16 protein-coding genes are annotated in these 16057 nt (G+C 73.2%); 7 read left to right on the forward strand and 9 right to left on the reverse strand.

The genetic code is table 11. The annotated features are described in order from the left end of the window. Nucleotides 1-861, reverse strand: an 861-nt coding sequence (locus CG747_RS44430; protein WP_180986007.1) for a serine/threonine-protein kinase, incomplete at its 3' end; no start/stop codon positions are given. An 812-nt stretch (nucleotides 862-1673) separates the two neighbouring features. Here CG747_RS44430 and CG747_RS44435 point away from each other — a divergent pair. Beyond that, nucleotides 1674-2321, forward strand: a complete 648-nt coding sequence (locus tag CG747_RS44435) for a TetR family transcriptional regulator (protein ID WP_100607574.1) — start codon at nucleotides 1674-1676, stop codon at nucleotides 2319-2321. 308 nt (nucleotides 2322-2629) lie between these two features. Here CG747_RS44435 and CG747_RS44440 read toward each other — a convergent pair whose 3' ends face one another. Together CG747_RS44440 and CG747_RS44445 are read right to left on the reverse strand one after the other, a co-directional pair. Next, the gene (locus CG747_RS44440) at nucleotides 2630-3100 is read right to left on the reverse strand and encodes a nitroreductase family deazaflavin-dependent oxidoreductase (RefSeq protein ID WP_100607575.1); all 471 of its coding nucleotides are present in this window, start codon (nucleotides 3098-3100) and stop codon (nucleotides 2630-2632) included. Then, nucleotides 3100-4437 (reverse strand): acyl-CoA dehydrogenase family protein, encoded by a 1338-nt coding sequence (locus CG747_RS44445; RefSeq protein ID WP_100607576.1) that lies wholly within the window; start codon nucleotides 4435-4437, stop codon nucleotides 3100-3102. Before CG747_RS44445 ends, CG747_RS44440 begins: the two co-directional genes overlap by 1 nt. Before the next feature lie 211 nt (nucleotides 4438-4648). Between CG747_RS44445 and CG747_RS44450 the strand changes: the two genes are divergently transcribed. After that, entirely contained in the window at nucleotides 4649-5839 is a 1191-nt protein-coding gene (locus CG747_RS44450) for an acetyl-CoA acetyltransferase (protein ID WP_100607577.1), read from the forward strand. A 93-nt stretch (nucleotides 5840-5932) separates the two neighbouring features. After that, nucleotides 5933-6706 carry a pyridoxal 5'-phosphate synthase gene (locus CG747_RS44455; protein WP_100607578.1) on the forward strand — a complete coding sequence of 258 codons (774 nt, stop codon included), beginning with the start codon at nucleotides 5933-5935 and terminating at the stop codon, nucleotides 6704-6706. Nucleotides 6707-6810: 104 nt separating this feature from the next. Here CG747_RS44455 and CG747_RS44460 read toward each other — a convergent pair whose 3' ends face one another. Beyond that, complete coding sequence (locus CG747_RS44460) at nucleotides 6811-7299, reverse strand: GNAT family N-acetyltransferase (protein ID WP_100607579.1); 489 nt, start codon at nucleotides 7297-7299, stop codon at nucleotides 6811-6813. Between the two features lie 142 nt (nucleotides 7300-7441). Next, on the reverse strand, nucleotides 7442-7954 hold the full coding sequence (locus tag CG747_RS44465) for a Zn-ribbon domain-containing OB-fold protein (protein WP_180986008.1): 513 nt from the start codon (nucleotides 7952-7954) through the stop codon (nucleotides 7442-7444). A gap of 269 nt (nucleotides 7955-8223) precedes the next feature. Between CG747_RS44465 and CG747_RS44470 the strand changes: the two genes are divergently transcribed. Both CG747_RS44470 and CG747_RS44475 read left to right on the forward strand, forming a co-directional pair. Beyond that, nucleotides 8224-10506: an acetate--CoA ligase family protein gene (locus tag CG747_RS44470; RefSeq protein ID WP_100607581.1), complete on the forward strand. Its 2283-nt coding sequence runs from the start codon at nucleotides 8224-8226 to the stop codon at nucleotides 10504-10506. Between the two features lie 103 nt (nucleotides 10507-10609). After that, nucleotides 10610-11533, forward strand: coding sequence for an enoyl-CoA hydratase/isomerase family protein (locus CG747_RS44475; RefSeq protein WP_100607582.1), 924 nt, complete (start codon nucleotides 10610-10612; stop codon nucleotides 11531-11533). A gap of 104 nt (nucleotides 11534-11637) precedes the next feature. Here CG747_RS44475 and CG747_RS44480 read toward each other — a convergent pair whose 3' ends face one another. Together CG747_RS44480 and CG747_RS44485 are read right to left on the reverse strand one after the other, a co-directional pair. Next, entirely contained in the window at nucleotides 11638-12276 is a 639-nt protein-coding gene (locus CG747_RS44480) for a hypothetical protein (protein WP_100607583.1), read from the reverse strand. Next, nucleotides 12273-12965 carry an RNA polymerase sigma factor gene (locus tag CG747_RS44485; protein ID WP_257981185.1) on the reverse strand — a complete coding sequence of 231 codons (693 nt, stop codon included), beginning with the start codon at nucleotides 12963-12965 and terminating at the stop codon, nucleotides 12273-12275. Before CG747_RS44485 ends, CG747_RS44480 begins: the two co-directional genes overlap by 4 nt. Before the next feature lie 187 nt (nucleotides 12966-13152). On the opposite strand from CG747_RS44485, the gene CG747_RS44490 reads away from it, so the two are divergent. Next, entirely contained in the window at nucleotides 13153-13794 is a 642-nt protein-coding gene (locus CG747_RS44490) for a flavin reductase family protein (protein ID WP_257981186.1), read from the forward strand. Between the two features lie 419 nt (nucleotides 13795-14213). Here the strand turns inward: CG747_RS44490 and CG747_RS44500 are convergent, their stop codons facing one another. Both CG747_RS44500 and CG747_RS44505 read right to left on the reverse strand, forming a co-directional pair. Then, on the reverse strand, nucleotides 14214-14447 hold the full coding sequence (locus tag CG747_RS44500) for a hypothetical protein (RefSeq protein WP_146022280.1): 234 nt from the start codon (nucleotides 14445-14447) through the stop codon (nucleotides 14214-14216). Nucleotides 14448-14524: 77 nt separating this feature from the next. Further along, on the reverse strand, nucleotides 14525-15010 hold the full coding sequence (locus tag CG747_RS44505; protein ID WP_257981187.1) for an ATP-binding protein: 486 nt from the start codon (nucleotides 15008-15010) through the stop codon (nucleotides 14525-14527). Between the two features lie 187 nt (nucleotides 15011-15197). Between CG747_RS44505 and CG747_RS44510 the strand changes: the two genes are divergently transcribed. Then, entirely contained in the window at nucleotides 15198-16052 is an 855-nt protein-coding gene (locus CG747_RS44510; RefSeq protein WP_100607586.1) for a helix-turn-helix transcriptional regulator, read from the forward strand. Nucleotides 16053-16057: the final 5 nt, after the last annotated feature.

The following is a 16057-nucleotide window of genomic DNA, read 5'->3' on the forward strand; positions in this document are numbered from 1 at the left end:
GCCGGGCGGCAGCCAGGCCGACGCGGTGCCGCTGTCGTCGCTGCCGGAGCTGAAGAGGTGCGGTGCGAGTTGGGACTGCAGATCGGCCGGGGACGGCCGGTGTGCCGCCTCCATCTGCATACAGGACTCCATGAGCGGCCGGAGGTCGTCCGGCAGCCCGGCCAGGTCGGGGCCTTCCCGCAGCAGCATGAAGACCGTCTCGACGGGGTTGGCCCCGTGGAACGGCGCGTGCCCGGTCGCGGCGAAGACCAGGGTGGAGCCGAGCGAGAAGATGTCGCTGGCGCCGGTGACGCTGCGGGAGTCGCGGGCCTGCTCCGGTGACATGTAGGCGGGCGTGCCGACGGCGACGTTGGTCATCGTCAGCCGGGTGTTGGACACCCCGGAGGCGATACCGAAGTCGATCACCCGGGGGCCGTCCTCGACCACCAGGACGTTCGACGGCTTCAGGTCGCGGTGGACGAGGCCGGCGCCGTGGATGGACTGGAGCGCCTCCGCGATGCCGGCGGCGAGCCAGCGCACCGCCTGGACCGGCAGCGGGCCGCACTCATTGACTATCTCCTCCAGGGAGGGCGCGGGCACGTACGCGGTCGCGAGCCACGGCACGGCCGCCCTGGGGTCGGCGTCGACCACGGCCGCGGTGTAGAAGCCGCTGACCGCGCGGGCCGCCTCCACCTCGCGGGTGAACCGGACCCGGAACAGCTGGTCCTCGGCGAGCTCGGAACGGACCGTCTTGATCGCCACTCGCCGGCCGGACGCCGACCGCGCCAGATAGACCAGGCCCATGCCGCCGGCCCCGAGACGGCCGAGGACCTCGAACGGGCCGATCCGCCGGGGATCGTGCTGCGTCAGCTGCTCCACCACTTGCCTGCCACCTCCCCGTGGGGCATAAAACGAGACTCTCAATAGCCACGTGCCGCCGAGAGCCACTGCCCCGGGCAGCGTCTCCCCGCCTGCGGCGAGGACTGCCGAAACGGCCGTACGCACCCTGATTCTTCCTGGCCGGGCCGGCGGTTGCGAACCCGGGGCCTGTCGGCCGTGTCACGACTCACCCCCTGCGGTCCGCAACAAGGCCATTACCCGGCGTATTCCACCCCGTCCTGACGTGCGCCGATACGTCCGGGGACGGGCGATTGCCGCAGGGCTACCGGCCGGTTGCAATCCATCCGGGGACGACGTTCGTGGAATTTCCGCCGCTCATCGCCCCATCCGGACGGACGGATTCCGCCTGCGCCGTGGTGCGGCAGGGCCCCCGTCGCCGCACCGGCACCCGGCGGGCGCCCGGACCGACGACCGGTCGCCGGTGGCCGAAACCATTCCATTTCCCCGCCCGTATCCGTACGCATGCCTTCCCCCGCGGCCCGCCCTGCGCCAGTGGATCAATTCTGCGCCGCCGACGGCGATTTCGCGGCTGTGACACCGCGCACGTCGCAAGGATTCCCGTCCGGCGGCCGCCGAACGCCCGGCGCCCTCGCATCGCCCCTTTATCCACCAAAGTTGTCCACAGCCTGTTGATAACAGCATTCACTGGATCGGACCAATGGTCGTGCGCCTGGTTCCGGCGGCGGCCGGGCCCGCAACCAGGGCGGGAACAGGCACCCGGCGACCCGAACTCCCCGGTCCCCATTTGCAGGCAGCCAAATCGCGCTCCGATCACCCCTCGGTAAGCTGACGGCATGACAGGACAAGTTCGAACCGTCGACGGCAGAGTTGCCGGCCGCCGCGGACAGGCGACGCGGCAAAAGCTTCTCGACTGCCTCAGTGAAATGCTCAGTTCGTCCCCCTATCGGGACGTCAAAGTCATCGATGTGGCCCGAAAAGCGGGCACTTCACCCGCGACGTTCTATCAGTACTTCCCGGACGTAGAAGGCGCGGTCCTCGAAATCGCCGAAGAGATGGCGAAAGAGGGCGCGAGCCTGACCAATCTGGTCGCCGAACGCTCCTGGGTGGGCAAGTCCGGTTGGCAGGCCGCCGAGGAACTGGTCGACGGCTTTCTCTCCTTCTGGCGCAAGCACGACGCGATCCTGCGCGTCGTCGACCTGGGCGCCGCCGAGGGCGACAAGCGGTTCTACAAGATCCGCATGAAGATCCTCAACGCGGTCACCAACTCCCTTACGGAGTCCATCCAGGAGCTCCAGGCCAAGAACAAGGTCGACAAGGACGTGAGCGCGGCGGCCATGGCCGGCTCCATCGTCGCCATGCTGGCGGCCGTCGCAGGCCACCAGAAGGGCTTCCAGAGCTGGGGCGTCAAGCAGGCCGACCTCAAGCCCAACCTGGCGCTGCTGGTGCACTTCGGCGTCACCGGCAAGAAGCCCACCAAGTAACGGGCCACCCGCACGCCCGGACCTCGAGTGTCCGCGTCGGGACCACCGCACCACCGGGATCGCCGTTCACGCCGCTCCCGTCGAGCCGCAGCGCCGGGCCGCAACGCCGCGCCCCAGCCGCCGCTCCGCCGCCGAGGAAGTCACGGACTCCTCGATGTCCCGGCGCTCCCGGGGCAGTTCGCCCTCCGTCCTGTGTCCGTCCTGCCATAGCTGTATGCCACGCGCAGCGGGTGCCGACCGCCCTCCAGAGGCCGTACGGCACCCGCTGCGCGTGCGTCACGGCCCGCGTCCGCCGGTGTCCGCCCAGGTCAGCGCCGGTCCAGCCGGAACATCCGGATCTCCCGTTCCACTCGCGCCTGATAGGCCGCGTACGGCGGCCAGAACTCCAGCGCCGCCCGCCAGGCCCGCTCGCGCTCCTCCCCGGTGAGCAGCCGGGCCCGGACGGGGACGTCCCGCCCCCGCCAACTGACCTCCGCCTCCGGGTTCTTGAGGAGGTTCCCGGTCCAGGCCGGGTGCCCCGGGCGGCCGAAGTTGCTGCCGATCAGCAGCCAACCGCCGTCGTCCTGCGGCATACAGGCCAGCGGGGTGCTCCGCGGCAGCCCGCTGCGGGCGCCGGTCGCGGTCAGCACGACGCCGGGCAGCATCCGGGTGCTGAGCAGCGCCTTCCCGCCGGACAGCCGGTGGACGGCGCGGTCCAGCACGGGGATGACGTGCGGCGCGATCCGCGCGAACGTCCGGGTCGAGGAGATCTTCTGCACCAGCCGGGTCCGCCGGTCCATCAGGCACCGACCGCCGCTCGCGCCGCCGGGCCGGTGAGCGCGTCCGCACCCACCGCGGCGGCCGTGCCGCCCCCTCCCCCGAACAGGCCCGCCTGTTCGGCCGCCCGGGCCCGCAACCGGTGCACCGGCCCGAACAGCAGCTCGTCGCAGGCCGCCCGCTTGAAGTAGAGGTGCGCCGCGTGCTCCCAGGTGAAGCCCAGCCCGCCGTGCAGCTGCACCGCCTCGGCGGCCACCGCGCGCAGCGCCTCCAGCCCCTGGGCCAGCGCCAGTGCGCCCACCCCCGGTGCGGGGCGCCCGCCACCGGCCGCCCAGGCCGCGTAGTACGCCGCCGAGCGCGCCGCCTGCACCGCCACGTACAGATCGGCGAGCCGGTGCTGCACCGCCTGGAAGGAGCCGATCGGCCGGCCGAACTGGGTGCGCTCCTTGACGTAGCCGACCGTACGGGTCAGCGCCGCGTCGGCCGCGCCGACCGCCTCGGCCGCCAGGCATGCGGCCGCCGTCGCCCCGGTGGCGGCCAGCGCCGCGGCCACCGCGTCCGCGGCGCCGTCGCCCCCGGACGGGTCCTCGCCGAGCAACTCGGCTTCCACATCGCGGAGTTCGATCCGGGCCTGCGGCCGGGTCTCGTCCATCGCGGTCTGCCGGGTCCGCAGCAGCCCCGGCGCCTCGGCCCCGTCCGGCCCCGTCGCCCGGACGGTGAAGAGCAGGGTGCGGCTGCGCGCGAAGCCGCCGGTGTGCGCGGCGACCACCAGGACGTCCGCGGTGTGCCCGTCGAGGACCTGCTCGGCCTCCCCGTAGAGCCGCCAGGTACCGCCCGCCCGCCGCCCGTCACCGCCCTTCAGCGGCGGCGCTTCGTGCTCCTGCGGCAACCGTGCCTGGATTCCGCCGGCCCGGCCGCCGCCGGCCCAGTCGCCGTCGTTGGGCCCGGTCAGCGCCAGCGCGGTGGCCAGCCGCCCGGCCGGGACGACGAGGGTGGCGGTCGACTCCCCGGCGGCGAGGGCCGGCAGCAGTGCGGCGCGCCGGTGCTCCCCGCCCAGCGCCAGGATCAGCGGCGCGGCGAGCACGGCGGTGCCGATCAGTGGGGCGGGGAGCACGGCGCGGCCGGTCTCCTCGCAGGCCAGGGCGAGTTCGGTGGGCCCGCAGCCGGCTCCGCCGTACGCGGCGGGCAGGGCGAGGCCGGGCAGTCCCAGCTGCCCGGCGAGCTGCCGCCACAGTGCCTGGTCGTGGCCCGCCGGGGTGCGGACCGCCGCCCTGACCTCGTCCGGGCCGCAGCGTTTGTCCAGCAGTGCGCGCAGGGTGCGGCGGATCTCGTCCTGCTCCTCGGTGAACGCGGCATCCATCGGCGGGCTCCTCCCGGCCGTGCGGCGACACCCGTCCGCTCGGACGGGGTCCGATCTGACGGGTCGTCATATTAGGCACGGGGGCGCCACTTTCCTAGATACGGGCACCTGGAGCCTCCCTCTGGGGTGCACCCCTCCGGCACACCCACCGGGACGGGGTGCCCCCCTCGCCCCCTGCCCGCCCCACCAAATCTGATGTACCGTCAGATTCATGAGGCTGACGCCAGGGACCCCTTCCCGGAACCGCAAGGTCGCCGTCGCCGGAGTCGCGCTCTCCGACTGCGGACGGGTGGACGAGGCCACCCCGTACACCCTGCACGCCCAGGCCGCCCGCCGGGCGCTCGCCGACTCCGGGCTCGACCGGTCGGTGATCGACGGCTTCGCCTCGGCCGGGCTCGGCACCCTCGCCCCCGTCGAGGTCGCGGAATACCTGGGACTGCGCCCCACCTGGGTGGACTCCACCTCGGTCGGCGGCGCCACCTGGGAGGTGATGGCCGCGCACGCCGCCGACGCCATCGCGGCCGGGCACGCCAACGCCGTCCTGCTGGTCTACGGCTCCACCGCCCGCGCCGACATCAAGGCGAAGCGCCGCACCGCCAACCTCTCCTTCGGCGCCCGCGGCCCGCTCCAGTTCGAAGTCCCCTACGGGCACACCCTGATCGCCAAATACGCCATGGCCGCCCGCCGCCATCAGCACCAGTACGGGACGACCCTGGAACAGCTCGCCCAGATAGCCGTCCAGGCACGGGCCAACGCGGCCACCAACCCCGACGCCATGTACCGCGAGCCGATCACCGTGGACGAGGTGCTGTCCGGGCCGATGATCGCCGACCCGTTCACCAAACTGCACTGCTGCATCCGCTCCGACGGCGGCTGCGCGGTCCTGCTCGTCGCCGAGGACTACGTGCCCGACCTCGCCAAACACCCTGTCTGGGTGCTCGGTTCGGGCACCGCGGTCTCGCACACCACGATGTCGGAGTGGGACGACTTCACCGTCTCCCCCGCCGCCGCCTCCGGCCGGCTCGCCTTCCAACGGGCCGGCGTCCGCCCCGCCGAGATCGACCTCGCCGAGATCTACGACGCCTTCACCTACATGACCCTGGTGACCCTGGAGGACCTGGGCTTCTGCGCCAAGGGGGAGGGCGGGGCGTTCGTCGAGAAGGGGCGGCTGCTGCGGGACGGCGAGCTGCCGGTCAACACCGACGGCGGCGGGCTGGCCGCCTGCCACCCCGGCATGCGGGGGCTGTTCCTCCTGGTCGAGGCGGTCCGGCAGCTCCGCGGCGAGGCCGGCCAGGACCGCCAGGTCCGCAAACCGGACGGCACCCTGCCGCAACTCGCCGTCGCGTCCGGCACCGGCGGCTGGTTCTGCTCGTCGGGGACGGTGGTGCTGGGGCGGGGGTAGGCCCCGCCCCGGCCGGATCCCCCTCCGCCGCCGCCTTCGCGCGGGCGGCGCGGGCGGCGCGGGCGGCGGGGCACCCCGCGTACGCTCCCTGACATGCCCGACCACACCGATCACCGCGCCGCCGGGGCCGCTCCGGACCCCGACCCCAGCGCCTCCCCCGCCTCCGGACCGGCACCGGACACCGACGTCGAGGAAGGCACCGGCGCCGACGCCCGCGCCTTCCGTACGCTGCTGCGCGGCCTGCGGGTCTGGGAGGGCGAGCTGCCGTCCTTCGCCGCCCGGCGGGCACCCGCCGACCCGCTGCCGCTCTTCCGGCAGTGGCTGCGCGAGGCCGCCGAGGCCGGTGTTCCCGAGCCGCACACCATGTCCCTGGCCACGGCGGACGCGGCCGGCGACCCGTCCGTGCGCATCGTGATGCTGCACGACGCGGACGAGCACGGCTGGCACTTCGGCACCCACCGCGACAGCCGCAAGGGCCGCGAACTGGCCGCCCGCCCGCGGGCCGCGCTGGCCTTCTACTGGCCGGCGGTCGGCCGCCAGGTGCGGGTCCGGGGCACGGTCACCGCGGCCGGGCCGGAGGAGAGCGCGGCCGATCTGCACCGCCGTTCCACGGGCGCGCTGGCCGCCGCCCTGGTGGGCCACCAGAGCGAGGTGCTCGGCTCGGCCGGGGAACTGGCCCGCGCCGCGGACGCCGCCTGGGAGCGCGCCCGGCGCGAACCGGACGCCCCGGTCCCGAGTTGGACGCTCTACGTGCTGCGCGCCGACGAGGTCGAGTTCTTCCAGGGCGACCCGCACCGGCGTCAGCACGTACGGCTCAACTACCGTCGCACGGAGGGCGGTTGGGAGACGGAACTGCTCTGGCCGTGAGGTCGGCGGGCGCCCCGGGGCGGCGGACAGCGGCGGCGCGGCGCCGACGGCCCTGACCGCCGCCGCGCCCCCTGGCCCCCGGCCGCAGACGCCGACGCGTGCGGCTACAGCCGCTGGTACATGATGTGCAGCCCCACGTACCCCTGGGTGGGGTGGTGGAAGCCCTCGGGGAGGGTGGCCATGATCTGGAAGCCGAGGGACTGCCAGAGGGCGACCGCGCCGGTGTTGGCCGCCACCACCGCGTTGAACTGCATCGCCCGGTAGCCCTCGGCGCGGGCCCAGGCCAGTGCGTGCTCGCCCAGGGCCCGGCCGGTGCCGCGCCGGCGGTACCGCGGGTCGACCATGAAGCTGGCGCTGGCGATGTGCGCGCCGTTGCCCATCTGGTTGGGGTTCATCTTGGCCGAGCCGAGCACCGCCCCGGTGTCGTCGACGGCGACCACCGTGCGGCCGGGCGGCCGGAGCATCCAGAGGTCGCGGGCCGCCGGCTCGTCGATGTCCACGGGGTAGGTGTAGGTCTCGCCGGCCCGTACGACGGACCGGAAGAAGGGCCAGATCGCCGGCCAGTCGGCCGCGTTCGCATCTCGGATCAGCACCGGGAAAGCCTCCCCGAGACACCCCTGGGCCGCCACCCAATTACCCGGCGCCCGACATCCGGCGCACACCCGCACCGCACCCCGCACCGCACCCGGCGGCGCACCCGGCGGCGCACCGCGGGCGCCCGCGCCGGAGCGCCCCTCACACCGGCCGGAACACCGGTACCGCGTACCCGCCGTCCCCCGCCGGACCGCCACCGGCCGCCTCCGCCGACCCGGTGCGGAAGTGCACCGCGAGCGGCATCCCGATCCGCAGGTCCGACTCCGCGCAGTCGGTCACCTCGGTCATCATCCGCGGCCCTTCGGCTAGTTCGACGACGGCCGCGACGTACGGGACGCGGTCGCCGAACGGCGGGAGGTCGTTGCGGTGCACGACGGACCAGGTGTAGAGGGTGGCGCGTCCGGTGGCCGGCTCCCAGGTGACGTCCTCGCTCCAGCAGTGCGGGCAGAACTCGCGCGGGTAGTGGTGCACGGCCCCGCACCCCTCGGCCCGGCACCGGCGCAGCAGCAGCCGCCCTTCGGCCGCCGCGGCCCAGTACGGCCGGGTGAACGCGTCCACCTCCGGCAGATCGAACCGCACCGCCGCGCGCCCCGGCGCGGCCGCACCCTGCGCCCGCTCCCCGGCCCCGGCGCGCGCCGCCTCCCGCGCGGTCATCCGACCACCCTCCTCCATACCCAGCCAGCATCTGACGGTACGTCAGTTGCCAGTTGAGCCCATCCCCCGCCCGACCGCAAGGGGGCCGACGCGCCGACCCCCGCCCCCGACTCGCCCGCCCCCTGCCCGACCGCCACCCCCGAAGCTTTACCGCGCACACCCATTCCTGACACGGCGTCAGTTCAGTAATCTGACTATGCGTCAGCTACTGCTGAGCGCGGTACGGCGCGCAGTCCACGAGAGCCGTCACACAGGAGCGGGCGTCTGCGATGCTTGGATCGACTCACGGCACCCTCACCACGCACTCCCGGCCGGCCCGCGTCGTGGCCTGCGGGGAGCACCCACCCCACACCGTCCACGGCATCAGCGACCCCGGCACCGCCGACGGCCCGCGGCCCGCGGGCGACACCGGCGCCACCACCGGCCCGGCCGCCGCCGACCAGGACGTCAGCGGCCGTCCGCTGTACGCCCCCGTACCCGACCTGGACCGCTTCTTCCGGCCCGAGTCGGTCGCCGTGATCGGCGCCTCGGACAGCGAGGGCCGACCCAACACCGGCATCACCCGCCAACTGATCGCCTGGGCGGAACGGGTCGGCGCCCGGCTCCACCCCGTCAACCCCGGACGCGAGCAGGTCTTCGGCCTGCCCTGCTACGCCGGTGTCGCCGACCTGCCGGAGACCGTCGACCTCGCGGTGCTGCTGGTCGGCAACCCGCTGCCGCTCATCGGGCAACTGGCCGAGGCCAAGGTGAAGTTCGCGGTCGCCTTCGCCTCCGGATTCGCCGAGACCGGTGAGGACGGCGCCGCCGCCCAGGCCCGGCTGGCCGAGGCCGTGGCCCGTTCCGGCCTGCGGCTGCTCGGGCCCAACACCAACCTCAACGCCTTCGAGAAGTTCCGTCACGACCTCGACGGCCCGGCCATCGCCCTGATCACCCAGTCAGGCCACCAGGGCCGGCCGGTCTTCGCCCTCCAGGAACTGGGCATCCGCCTCTCCCACTGGGCCCCGACCGGCAACGAGGCCGATCTGGAGACCGCCGACTTCCTCTCCTACTTCGCCTCCCGCCCCGAGGTCGGCGCGATCGCCGCGTATATGGAAGGGCTCAAGGACGGCCGCAGCTTCCTGCTCGCCGCCGACCGCGCCGCCCGCAACAAGGTGCCGGTGGTCGTCGTCAAGGTCGGCCGCACCGAGACCGGCGCCCGGACCGCCGCCTCCCACACCGGCAAGCTCACCGGCGCGGACGAGGTGGTGGACGCCGCGCTGCGGCAGTTCGGGGTGATCCGGGTGGACGGCCTCGACGAGCTCCAGGACACCGCGGCGCTGCTGGCCCGCGCCAAGAAGCCCACCGCCGAGGGCGTCGCGGTCTATTCGATCTCCGGCGGCACCGGCGCCCACTTCGCCGACCTGGCCACCTCGGCGGGCCTGATCCTGCCCACCCTGACCGACGCCAAGCAGACCGAACTCCACCAGTGGATACCGGACTACCTCAACGTCGCCAACCCGATCGACAACGGCGGGCACCCGGTGGGCGACTGGCGCGGCCGCAAGATCATCGACGCGATCCTCGCCGACCCGTCGGTCGGCGTCCTGATCTGCCCGATCACCGGCCCCTTCCCACCCATGAGCGACAAGCTGGCCCAGGACCTCGTCGACGCGGCGGAGCAGTCGGACAAGCTGGTGTGCGTCGTCTGGGGCTCGCCGGTCGGCACCGAGGACGCCTACCGCCGCACCCTCCTCGGCTCCTCCCGCGTGGCGACCTTCCGCACCTTCGCCAACTGCATCACCGCCGTCCGCGCCTATCTGGACCACCACCGCTTCACCGCCCACTACCGCTCCCCCTTCGACGACGCCCCCCGTGTGCTCTCCCCCTCCGCCCGCAAGGCCCAGGCCCTGCTGCGGCCCGGCGGGCAGCTCAGCGAGCACGCGGCCAAGCAGCTGCTGCGCGCCTACGGCATCCGCGTACCGCGGGAACAGCTGGTGACCAGCGCGGCGGCGGCCGTCCGGGCGGCGAGCCTGGTGGGCTATCCGGTGGTGATGAAGGGCTCCGGTCCGGAGCTGGCCCACAAGACCGAACTCGGGCTGGTCAAGGTCGGGTTGACCTCGGCCAGCCAGGTCCGGGACGCCTACCGCGAACTGACCGACATCGCGCGCTACGAGGACCTGCCGCTGGACGGCGTCCTCGTCTGCCAGATGATCGAACGCGGCGTCGAGATGGTCGTCGGCGTCACCCCCGACCCGCTCTTCGGGCCGACCGTCTCCGTCGGCCTCGGCGGGGTGCTCGTGGAGGTCCTCCAGGACCTCGCGGTCGGCGTCCCGCCCTTCGGCGAGGAGCACGCCCGCACCATGCTCCGCGGACTGCGCGGCCACGCCCTCCTGGAGGGCGTCCGCGGAATGCCGCCCGCGGACACCGACGCACTGGTCGAGACCGTCCTGCGGGTGCAGCGGATGGCCCTCGAACTCGACGGCGAACTGGCCGAGCTGGACATCAACCCCCTGGTCGTCCTGCCCCGCGGCCAGGGCGCGGTGGCACTGGACGCCCTCGCGGTGTGCCACTGACCGCCGGCCCGCCGACGCCGACACCGCTCCCGACACCGCTCCCGGCCCCGCCCCCGATCCCGGCCGCACTCCCCTCCACCCACACCCCTGGAGCCGCTCCCCCATGACACCCGCACCGTCCCCCCGTTCCGATCCCGCCCCCGCCAAGCCACCGTCACCGTCACCCACCGAATCAGCCGAGTCAGCCGAGTCAGCCGAACCGACCGAATCCACTGAATCCACTGAATCCACCAATTCCACCGATTCCTTGATACTCCACACCACTGACAACGGCGTCACCCAGCTCACCCTCAACCGCCCCGACGCCCTTAACGCCCTCACCTGGGACATGCGCGAACGCCTCATCGCCCTGCTCGCCGACGCCTCCGCCGACCCGGACGTCCGCGCCGTCGTGCTCACCGCCACCGGCAAGGGCTTCTGCGCCGGCGCCGACCTGCGCGGCGCGCCGGCCACCGGCGACCGGGTCGCGGGCGACGTCGCACGGATGATCCGCGGCGGCGCCCAGCGCTTCATCGCCGCCGTAATGGACTGCGAGAAACCGGTGATCGCCGCCGTCAACGGCACCGCCGCCGGGATCGGCGCCCATCTCGCGTTCGCCTGCGACCTGGTGCTGGCCGCCGAATCGGCCCGCTTCATCGAGGTGTTCGTCCGCCGCGGCCTGGTCCCGGACGGCGGCGGCGCCTACCTGCTGCCCCGGCTCATCGGCCCGCAGCGCGCCAAGGAGCTGATGTTCTTCGGGGACGCCGTGCCGGCCGCCGACGCCGCGCGGCTCGGCCTGGTCAACCGGGTCGTCCCCGACGGGGAGTTGGCGAAGACCGCCCAGGAGTGGGCCGAACGCCTCGCCACCGGCCCCACCCGCGCCCTCGCCCTCACCAAAGCGCTGGTCAACGCCTCGCTCGACGGCGACCGCGGCGCGTCCTTCGCGGCCGAGGCCACCGCCCAGGAGATCAACATGACGACAGCGGACGCCCGGGAAGGCGTCGCCTCCTTCGTCGAACGCCGCCGGCCCACGTACCGGGGGCGATGACGCCCGCCCGGCGGTTCACCCCGCACCCGGCCCGCGCCCTTCACCCTCATCCCCCGCCCGTCGCCCTCGCCCCGCCCGTCGCCCTCGTCCCCCGCCCGTCGGCCTCATCCGCCGCCCGTCGGGCACTCCGGCACCTCCCGGGTATTACGGGTGCGCACCCCCGGCAGCCACCCCTCCTCCCCCTCCCCCGTGCGCACCCGGTACCAGCGGGAGGAGGTGACCCCCTCCTCGTCCCGCACCAACTGCCCGTCCGTCACCACGCACCGGGCCGCCAGCACCTCCCCGTGCCACACCCGCCCCGCGGTGTTGCCGCGCGCCGCGTACGCCCGGTGCGGGTCCTCGGCCAGCCGCAGCGCGCACTCCAGGGTGTGCGGGGATCGGCACGCCGCCTCGCTGTTGTAGACCGTGAGCGGCACCGTCCGGGGCGGCCCGGCCGGTCTGACGTCCGTGGCCCCGGGCCGGAGTAGCACCCACCAGACGCCCAGGACGACGGCAGCCACGGCCGCCGCGACCGCCACCACGACGGCATACGGGTGCCGCTGCGGCCACCAGGCCACGGCGAAACGGCCCCCGGGCGCCGGAGCGCCCGCCGAACTCGCGCCCGCCACCGGCTCCTTGACCCGCTCCCACAGCCCCCCGGGCGTCTCGATCTCCTCGTCGGCTGCCCGCAGCTTCGCCCGCAGCAGCGCCTCGACCTCGCCGTCCCCGCCGTACCGCGACCCCGCGCCCACCGTGCCGCTCACCTCCCGGCCTGCCCGTGCTCCGATTCAACGAGGTACGTACGCAGCCTGTCCAGGGCACGGGCCCGATGCCGGGCGGCGGTGCCGCGATGCACCTTCATGATCTTCGCGGCCTGGTCGATCGTGTACCCGTCCAGATCGACCAGGATCACGATCCCCGCCTGCCGGTGCGACAGCCGTCCCAGCAGCCGCACCGCCTCCAGCTCCGCGTGCCGCCGCCCCACCCCGCCGTCCCACTCGTCGAACCCGCCCCCGGCCCCCGGCCCCGGACCGGCCCCGTCCGCCTCGGCCACCTCCTCCACCTCCTCCACCAGCACCTGCCGCCGCTCCTTGCGGTAGGCGTCCCGGGCGACGCTGAGGACGGCGGTGAAGGCGTAGGCGTACGGCTCGGGGTGGGCGAGGAAGCGCTGCGGGCGGGCGGCGAGCTTGAGATACGCCTCGTGCACCACGTCCTCCGCCGACTGCCGCGTCCCGGCGAGCATCACGGCCCGCCGGTAGAGCCGCGGCAGCAGCCCGCAGAAGACCTCGTCGAACCCCGCCGACCCGGCGGTACCGGGTCCGGCACCCGGCGGTCCGGACACGCCGGAAGCGCCGGACGGCTTCGCCAGCGGGGACGGACCGACCGGCCCGTCCGGACGGGCCTCCCGGGACCCGGTGGCCGACCAGGAGGTCGGCGGTGTCGCATCGGCCATGACCGGAACACTCCCCCGTGCTTGGCTACGGCGCGGCCGAGGTGGTAGGTACCCGAGCGCTCGGCAGCCAATCAGGAACGCGGCCCCCAATCTCCCCCGAACCACCATGTTCCAGCCCGCTTTTCCCGACCAAACCACCCATGCGAGTGGCCCCCACCCCTTCCGATCTGACGATCCATCAGATTCAATGGACGGCATGATGGGACACGCCGGAATGGCGGCCACAGCCATCCGCTACCTCCGCTCCGTTGGCGCCCCCACCACCGCTGCGCCGCCGGCCGCCCACGCCCGCGCCACCGCCGCGCGCCCCCCGTTACGCGCCGTACGCGACGACGAACGCGCCCCCTTGGACCCGGCCGAATTTCGCTCCGTGCTGGGCCACTTCGCGAGCGGCGTCACGATCATCACGGCCCCCGGAGAGGCGGGCCCGGCCGGTTTCGCCTGCCAGTCCTTCGCCTCCCTCTCCCTGGACCCGCCCCTGGTGGCGTTCATGGTGGCCCGCACCTCCACGACCTGGCCGCGCCTCGCGCAGGCCGGCGTCTTCTGCGTGAACATCCTCGGCGCCGCACAGGGCGACCTCTGCCGCGGGTTCGCCGTCAGCGGCGCCGACAAGTTCGCCGGCGTCCACCACACCCCGGCCCCGGCCACCGGCTCCCCCCGCCTCGCGGACGTCCCCGCCTGGATCGACTGCACGATCCACGCCGTCCACACCGGCGGCGACCACCACATCGTCGTCGGCCGCGTCGAGGCCCTCGGCACCGACCCGACCGCCGCACCCCGGGGCCCCCTCCTCTTCCACCGGGGAACGTTCGGACGCTTCACCCAGTAGGCCACCGGCAGACCCCTCGGCCTACGGAGCCGCCAGCCCGCAAGCCGCCTACCGGAACCCAGCGCCCGCCACCGAAAGACCACCGAAGCCACCCGCCCGTTCGCCCGCTCCCGTACACCGGGGCCCCGTACGACCGACGACGGGCAGAAAGAACACCGGCCGGGCCGACCACTCCACCCACAGCCCGCCGCAGTCGAGCGCCAACCCGCACGACTCGCCCCGGTACAGCGCGGCAACCGCACCCACCTGCCCGCCACCGGTCGCCCCGCCTGCCCACCGCCGGGCATCCATCCGGATCGCCCGCACGGCACGCACCGGATCGGCGACGGCCAACGCCGACCACGACACGACCTCCTCCGCGCGCACCGACCGGTACACCACGCGCTCGCACCACACCCCCGCCGCGCCGAACCCCCCGCTCACGCCGCCAGCCACGCCGACCCCCGCACGTCCGCCCAGGACACTCCTTCGCGCCGGGCGACCAGGTCGTAGGCGCACCCCTCCGCGTCGACGACCGTCAGCCGTAACGGACTTCCGCACTCCAGCGCGCCCACGGCCGCCGCGAACTCCACCCTTTCCCCGAGCCACGCCGGCACCCCGCCGTCGCACGGCGCACCCAGCTGCTGCGCCACCTGCCGCGCCCGCGTCCGCATCCATCCCACGGCCCGACGAGGCGAGGACGACGCCCACCCCCCGAGCCGGATCGTCGCCCCGTCCGGACACCGCACCGTCACCTCCGCCCAGTACCTGGCCACGCCCCCGATACGGCCAACTCCGCCCACACGACCTTTCCGATGCCGTCCGGCTCCACGCCCCAGCCACTTGCCAAGGCATCCACGAGCACCAACCCACGACCACATTCCGCGGCCCCCTCTTCCGTCTCTTCTGCTTGCTTGTCGTTGATCACGGGACGGCCACCACTCCCGTCCCGCACCTCCAGCCGCACCCGCCGCCCACCGCCCTCCAGCGCGAACCGGACACCGACCCAGGTACCGCCGCCCGCCGTCTGCGCCCGCACCGCGTTGGTCACCAGCTCCGACACCAACAGCGCTGCAGATTCACCCAGTTCACCGGCCAGCCCCCACTGCTCCAGCTGCCGCCGCAACTCTCTGCGAACCCAGCCGACACTGCGGGGTTCGCTCGGTAGGCGGTAGGCGACTGAGGTTGGCGTGACGGGTGCGATACGTGGTGCGGCTGGCCGGGCGCGTGTGGACATGGCTATCCCCTTGCTGCGCATGACGGAGCGACGAGCATTCCAAGCGGTCATCAGACAGACACGCTCTGCTACTGAGCACTAGAGTGCTCGGCGCTCACGATTTTGGCAAGTGCGCCATTGGCACTAGTGCCAGCATCTGGATCGACCGCTAGTGTGCGAGTAACAAGCCGCTCAGGAGGGGTACTTCATGGCCGGAACGCGTCCGACGGTCCGACGGCGACGACTTGCAGCAAAGCTGGTCGAGTTCCGGGAGCAGGCAGGGAAGTCTCCGCAGGAGGCAGCCGAGCGCATCGGATGCCATCGCACGAAGATCAACAAGATTGAGAACGCCCGACTGGGCATCTCGTTGGGCGAACTGCGCGATCTGCTGAGGTTCTACGGGGTCGACGGCGACCAGGCCCTCGTCGATGACATGGTGCAGCTGGCGCGGCGCAGTCGAGAACCCGGCTGGGTACAGCGGGTGGGCCTCGCGCGCCCCACGTTCACCGACTTCATCGATTACGAGGCGACGGCCAACTACGTCCGGTCGTACGAAAGCAGCCTGATCGCGGGACTGTTGCAGACTCCCGACTACGCCCGAGCTGTACTCTCCTGTCCGCCGTCCACCCTCGGACACGAGGAGATCGAGGCAATGGTGGAGTCACGGATAAAGCGCCAGGAAGTGCTGGAGCGGGCCGATCCACCGCGCATCTGCGTGATCGAGACGGAGGCTGCCCTACGGCTCCAGGTAGGCGGCCGGCAAGCGATGCGAGAGCAACTGGACCACCTGGCAACCATGTCCGAACGCCCCTCCGTCGAAGTGCAGATCATCCCTGATCGGGCCGGGGCACACGCGGGGCTGAACGGGTCGTTCGTGCTGTTCAGCTTTCCCAATCCCACCTATTCCGATGTGGTCTGCGTAGAGCACCGCACCGGCATGCTCTACATGGAGACGCAGGAAGAGGTCGAGGAACATACGCTCATCTTCGACTCGCTGCGGTCCATCGCGTTGAGCCCTGGGGACAGCCTGGACCTGATCGCCACGGTGCGGAAGGACTTGTAGCGGCA

The organism is Streptomyces sp. CB02959 (assembly GCF_002803155.1).
Taxonomy (GTDB): domain Bacteria; phylum Actinomycetota; class Actinomycetes; order Streptomycetales; family Streptomycetaceae; genus Streptomyces.

Bases quoted from the DNA above. Each gene is read 5' to 3' on its own strand.
- CG747_RS44435 (WP_100607574.1), top strand. From the start codon at position 1,674: ATGACAGGACAAGTTCGAACCGTCGACGGCAGAGTTGCCGGCCGCCGC.
- CG747_RS44440 (WP_100607575.1), bottom strand. From the start codon at position 3,100: ATGGACCGGCGGACCCGGCTGGTGCAGAAGATCTCCTCGACCCGGACG.
- CG747_RS44445 (WP_100607576.1), bottom strand. From the start codon at position 4,437: ATGGATGCCGCGTTCACCGAGGAGCAGGACGAGATCCGCCGCACCCTG.
- CG747_RS44450 (WP_100607577.1), top strand. From the start codon at position 4,649: ATGAGGCTGACGCCAGGGACCCCTTCCCGGAACCGCAAGGTCGCCGTC.
- CG747_RS44455 (WP_100607578.1), top strand. From the start codon at position 5,933: ATGCCCGACCACACCGATCACCGCGCCGCCGGGGCCGCTCCGGACCCC.
- CG747_RS44465 (WP_180986008.1), bottom strand. From the start codon at position 7,954: ATGACCGCGCGGGAGGCGGCGCGCGCCGGGGCCGGGGAGCGGGCGCAG.
- CG747_RS44470 (WP_100607581.1), top strand. From the start codon at position 8,224: ATGCTTGGATCGACTCACGGCACCCTCACCACGCACTCCCGGCCGGCC.
- CG747_RS44475 (WP_100607582.1), top strand. From the start codon at position 10,610: ATGACACCCGCACCGTCCCCCCGTTCCGATCCCGCCCCCGCCAAGCCA.
- CG747_RS44485 (WP_257981185.1), bottom strand. From the start codon at position 12,965: ATGGCCGATGCGACACCGCCGACCTCCTGGTCGGCCACCGGGTCCCGG.
- CG747_RS44490 (WP_257981186.1), top strand. From the start codon at position 13,153: ATGGACGGCATGATGGGACACGCCGGAATGGCGGCCACAGCCATCCGC.
- CG747_RS44500 (WP_146022280.1), bottom strand. From the start codon at position 14,447: ATGCGGACGCGGGCGCGGCAGGTGGCGCAGCAGCTGGGTGCGCCGTGC.
- CG747_RS44505 (WP_257981187.1), bottom strand. From the start codon at position 15,010: ATGTCCACACGCGCCCGGCCAGCCGCACCACGTATCGCACCCGTCACG.
- CG747_RS44510 (WP_100607586.1), top strand. From the start codon at position 15,198: ATGGCCGGAACGCGTCCGACGGTCCGACGGCGACGACTTGCAGCAAAG.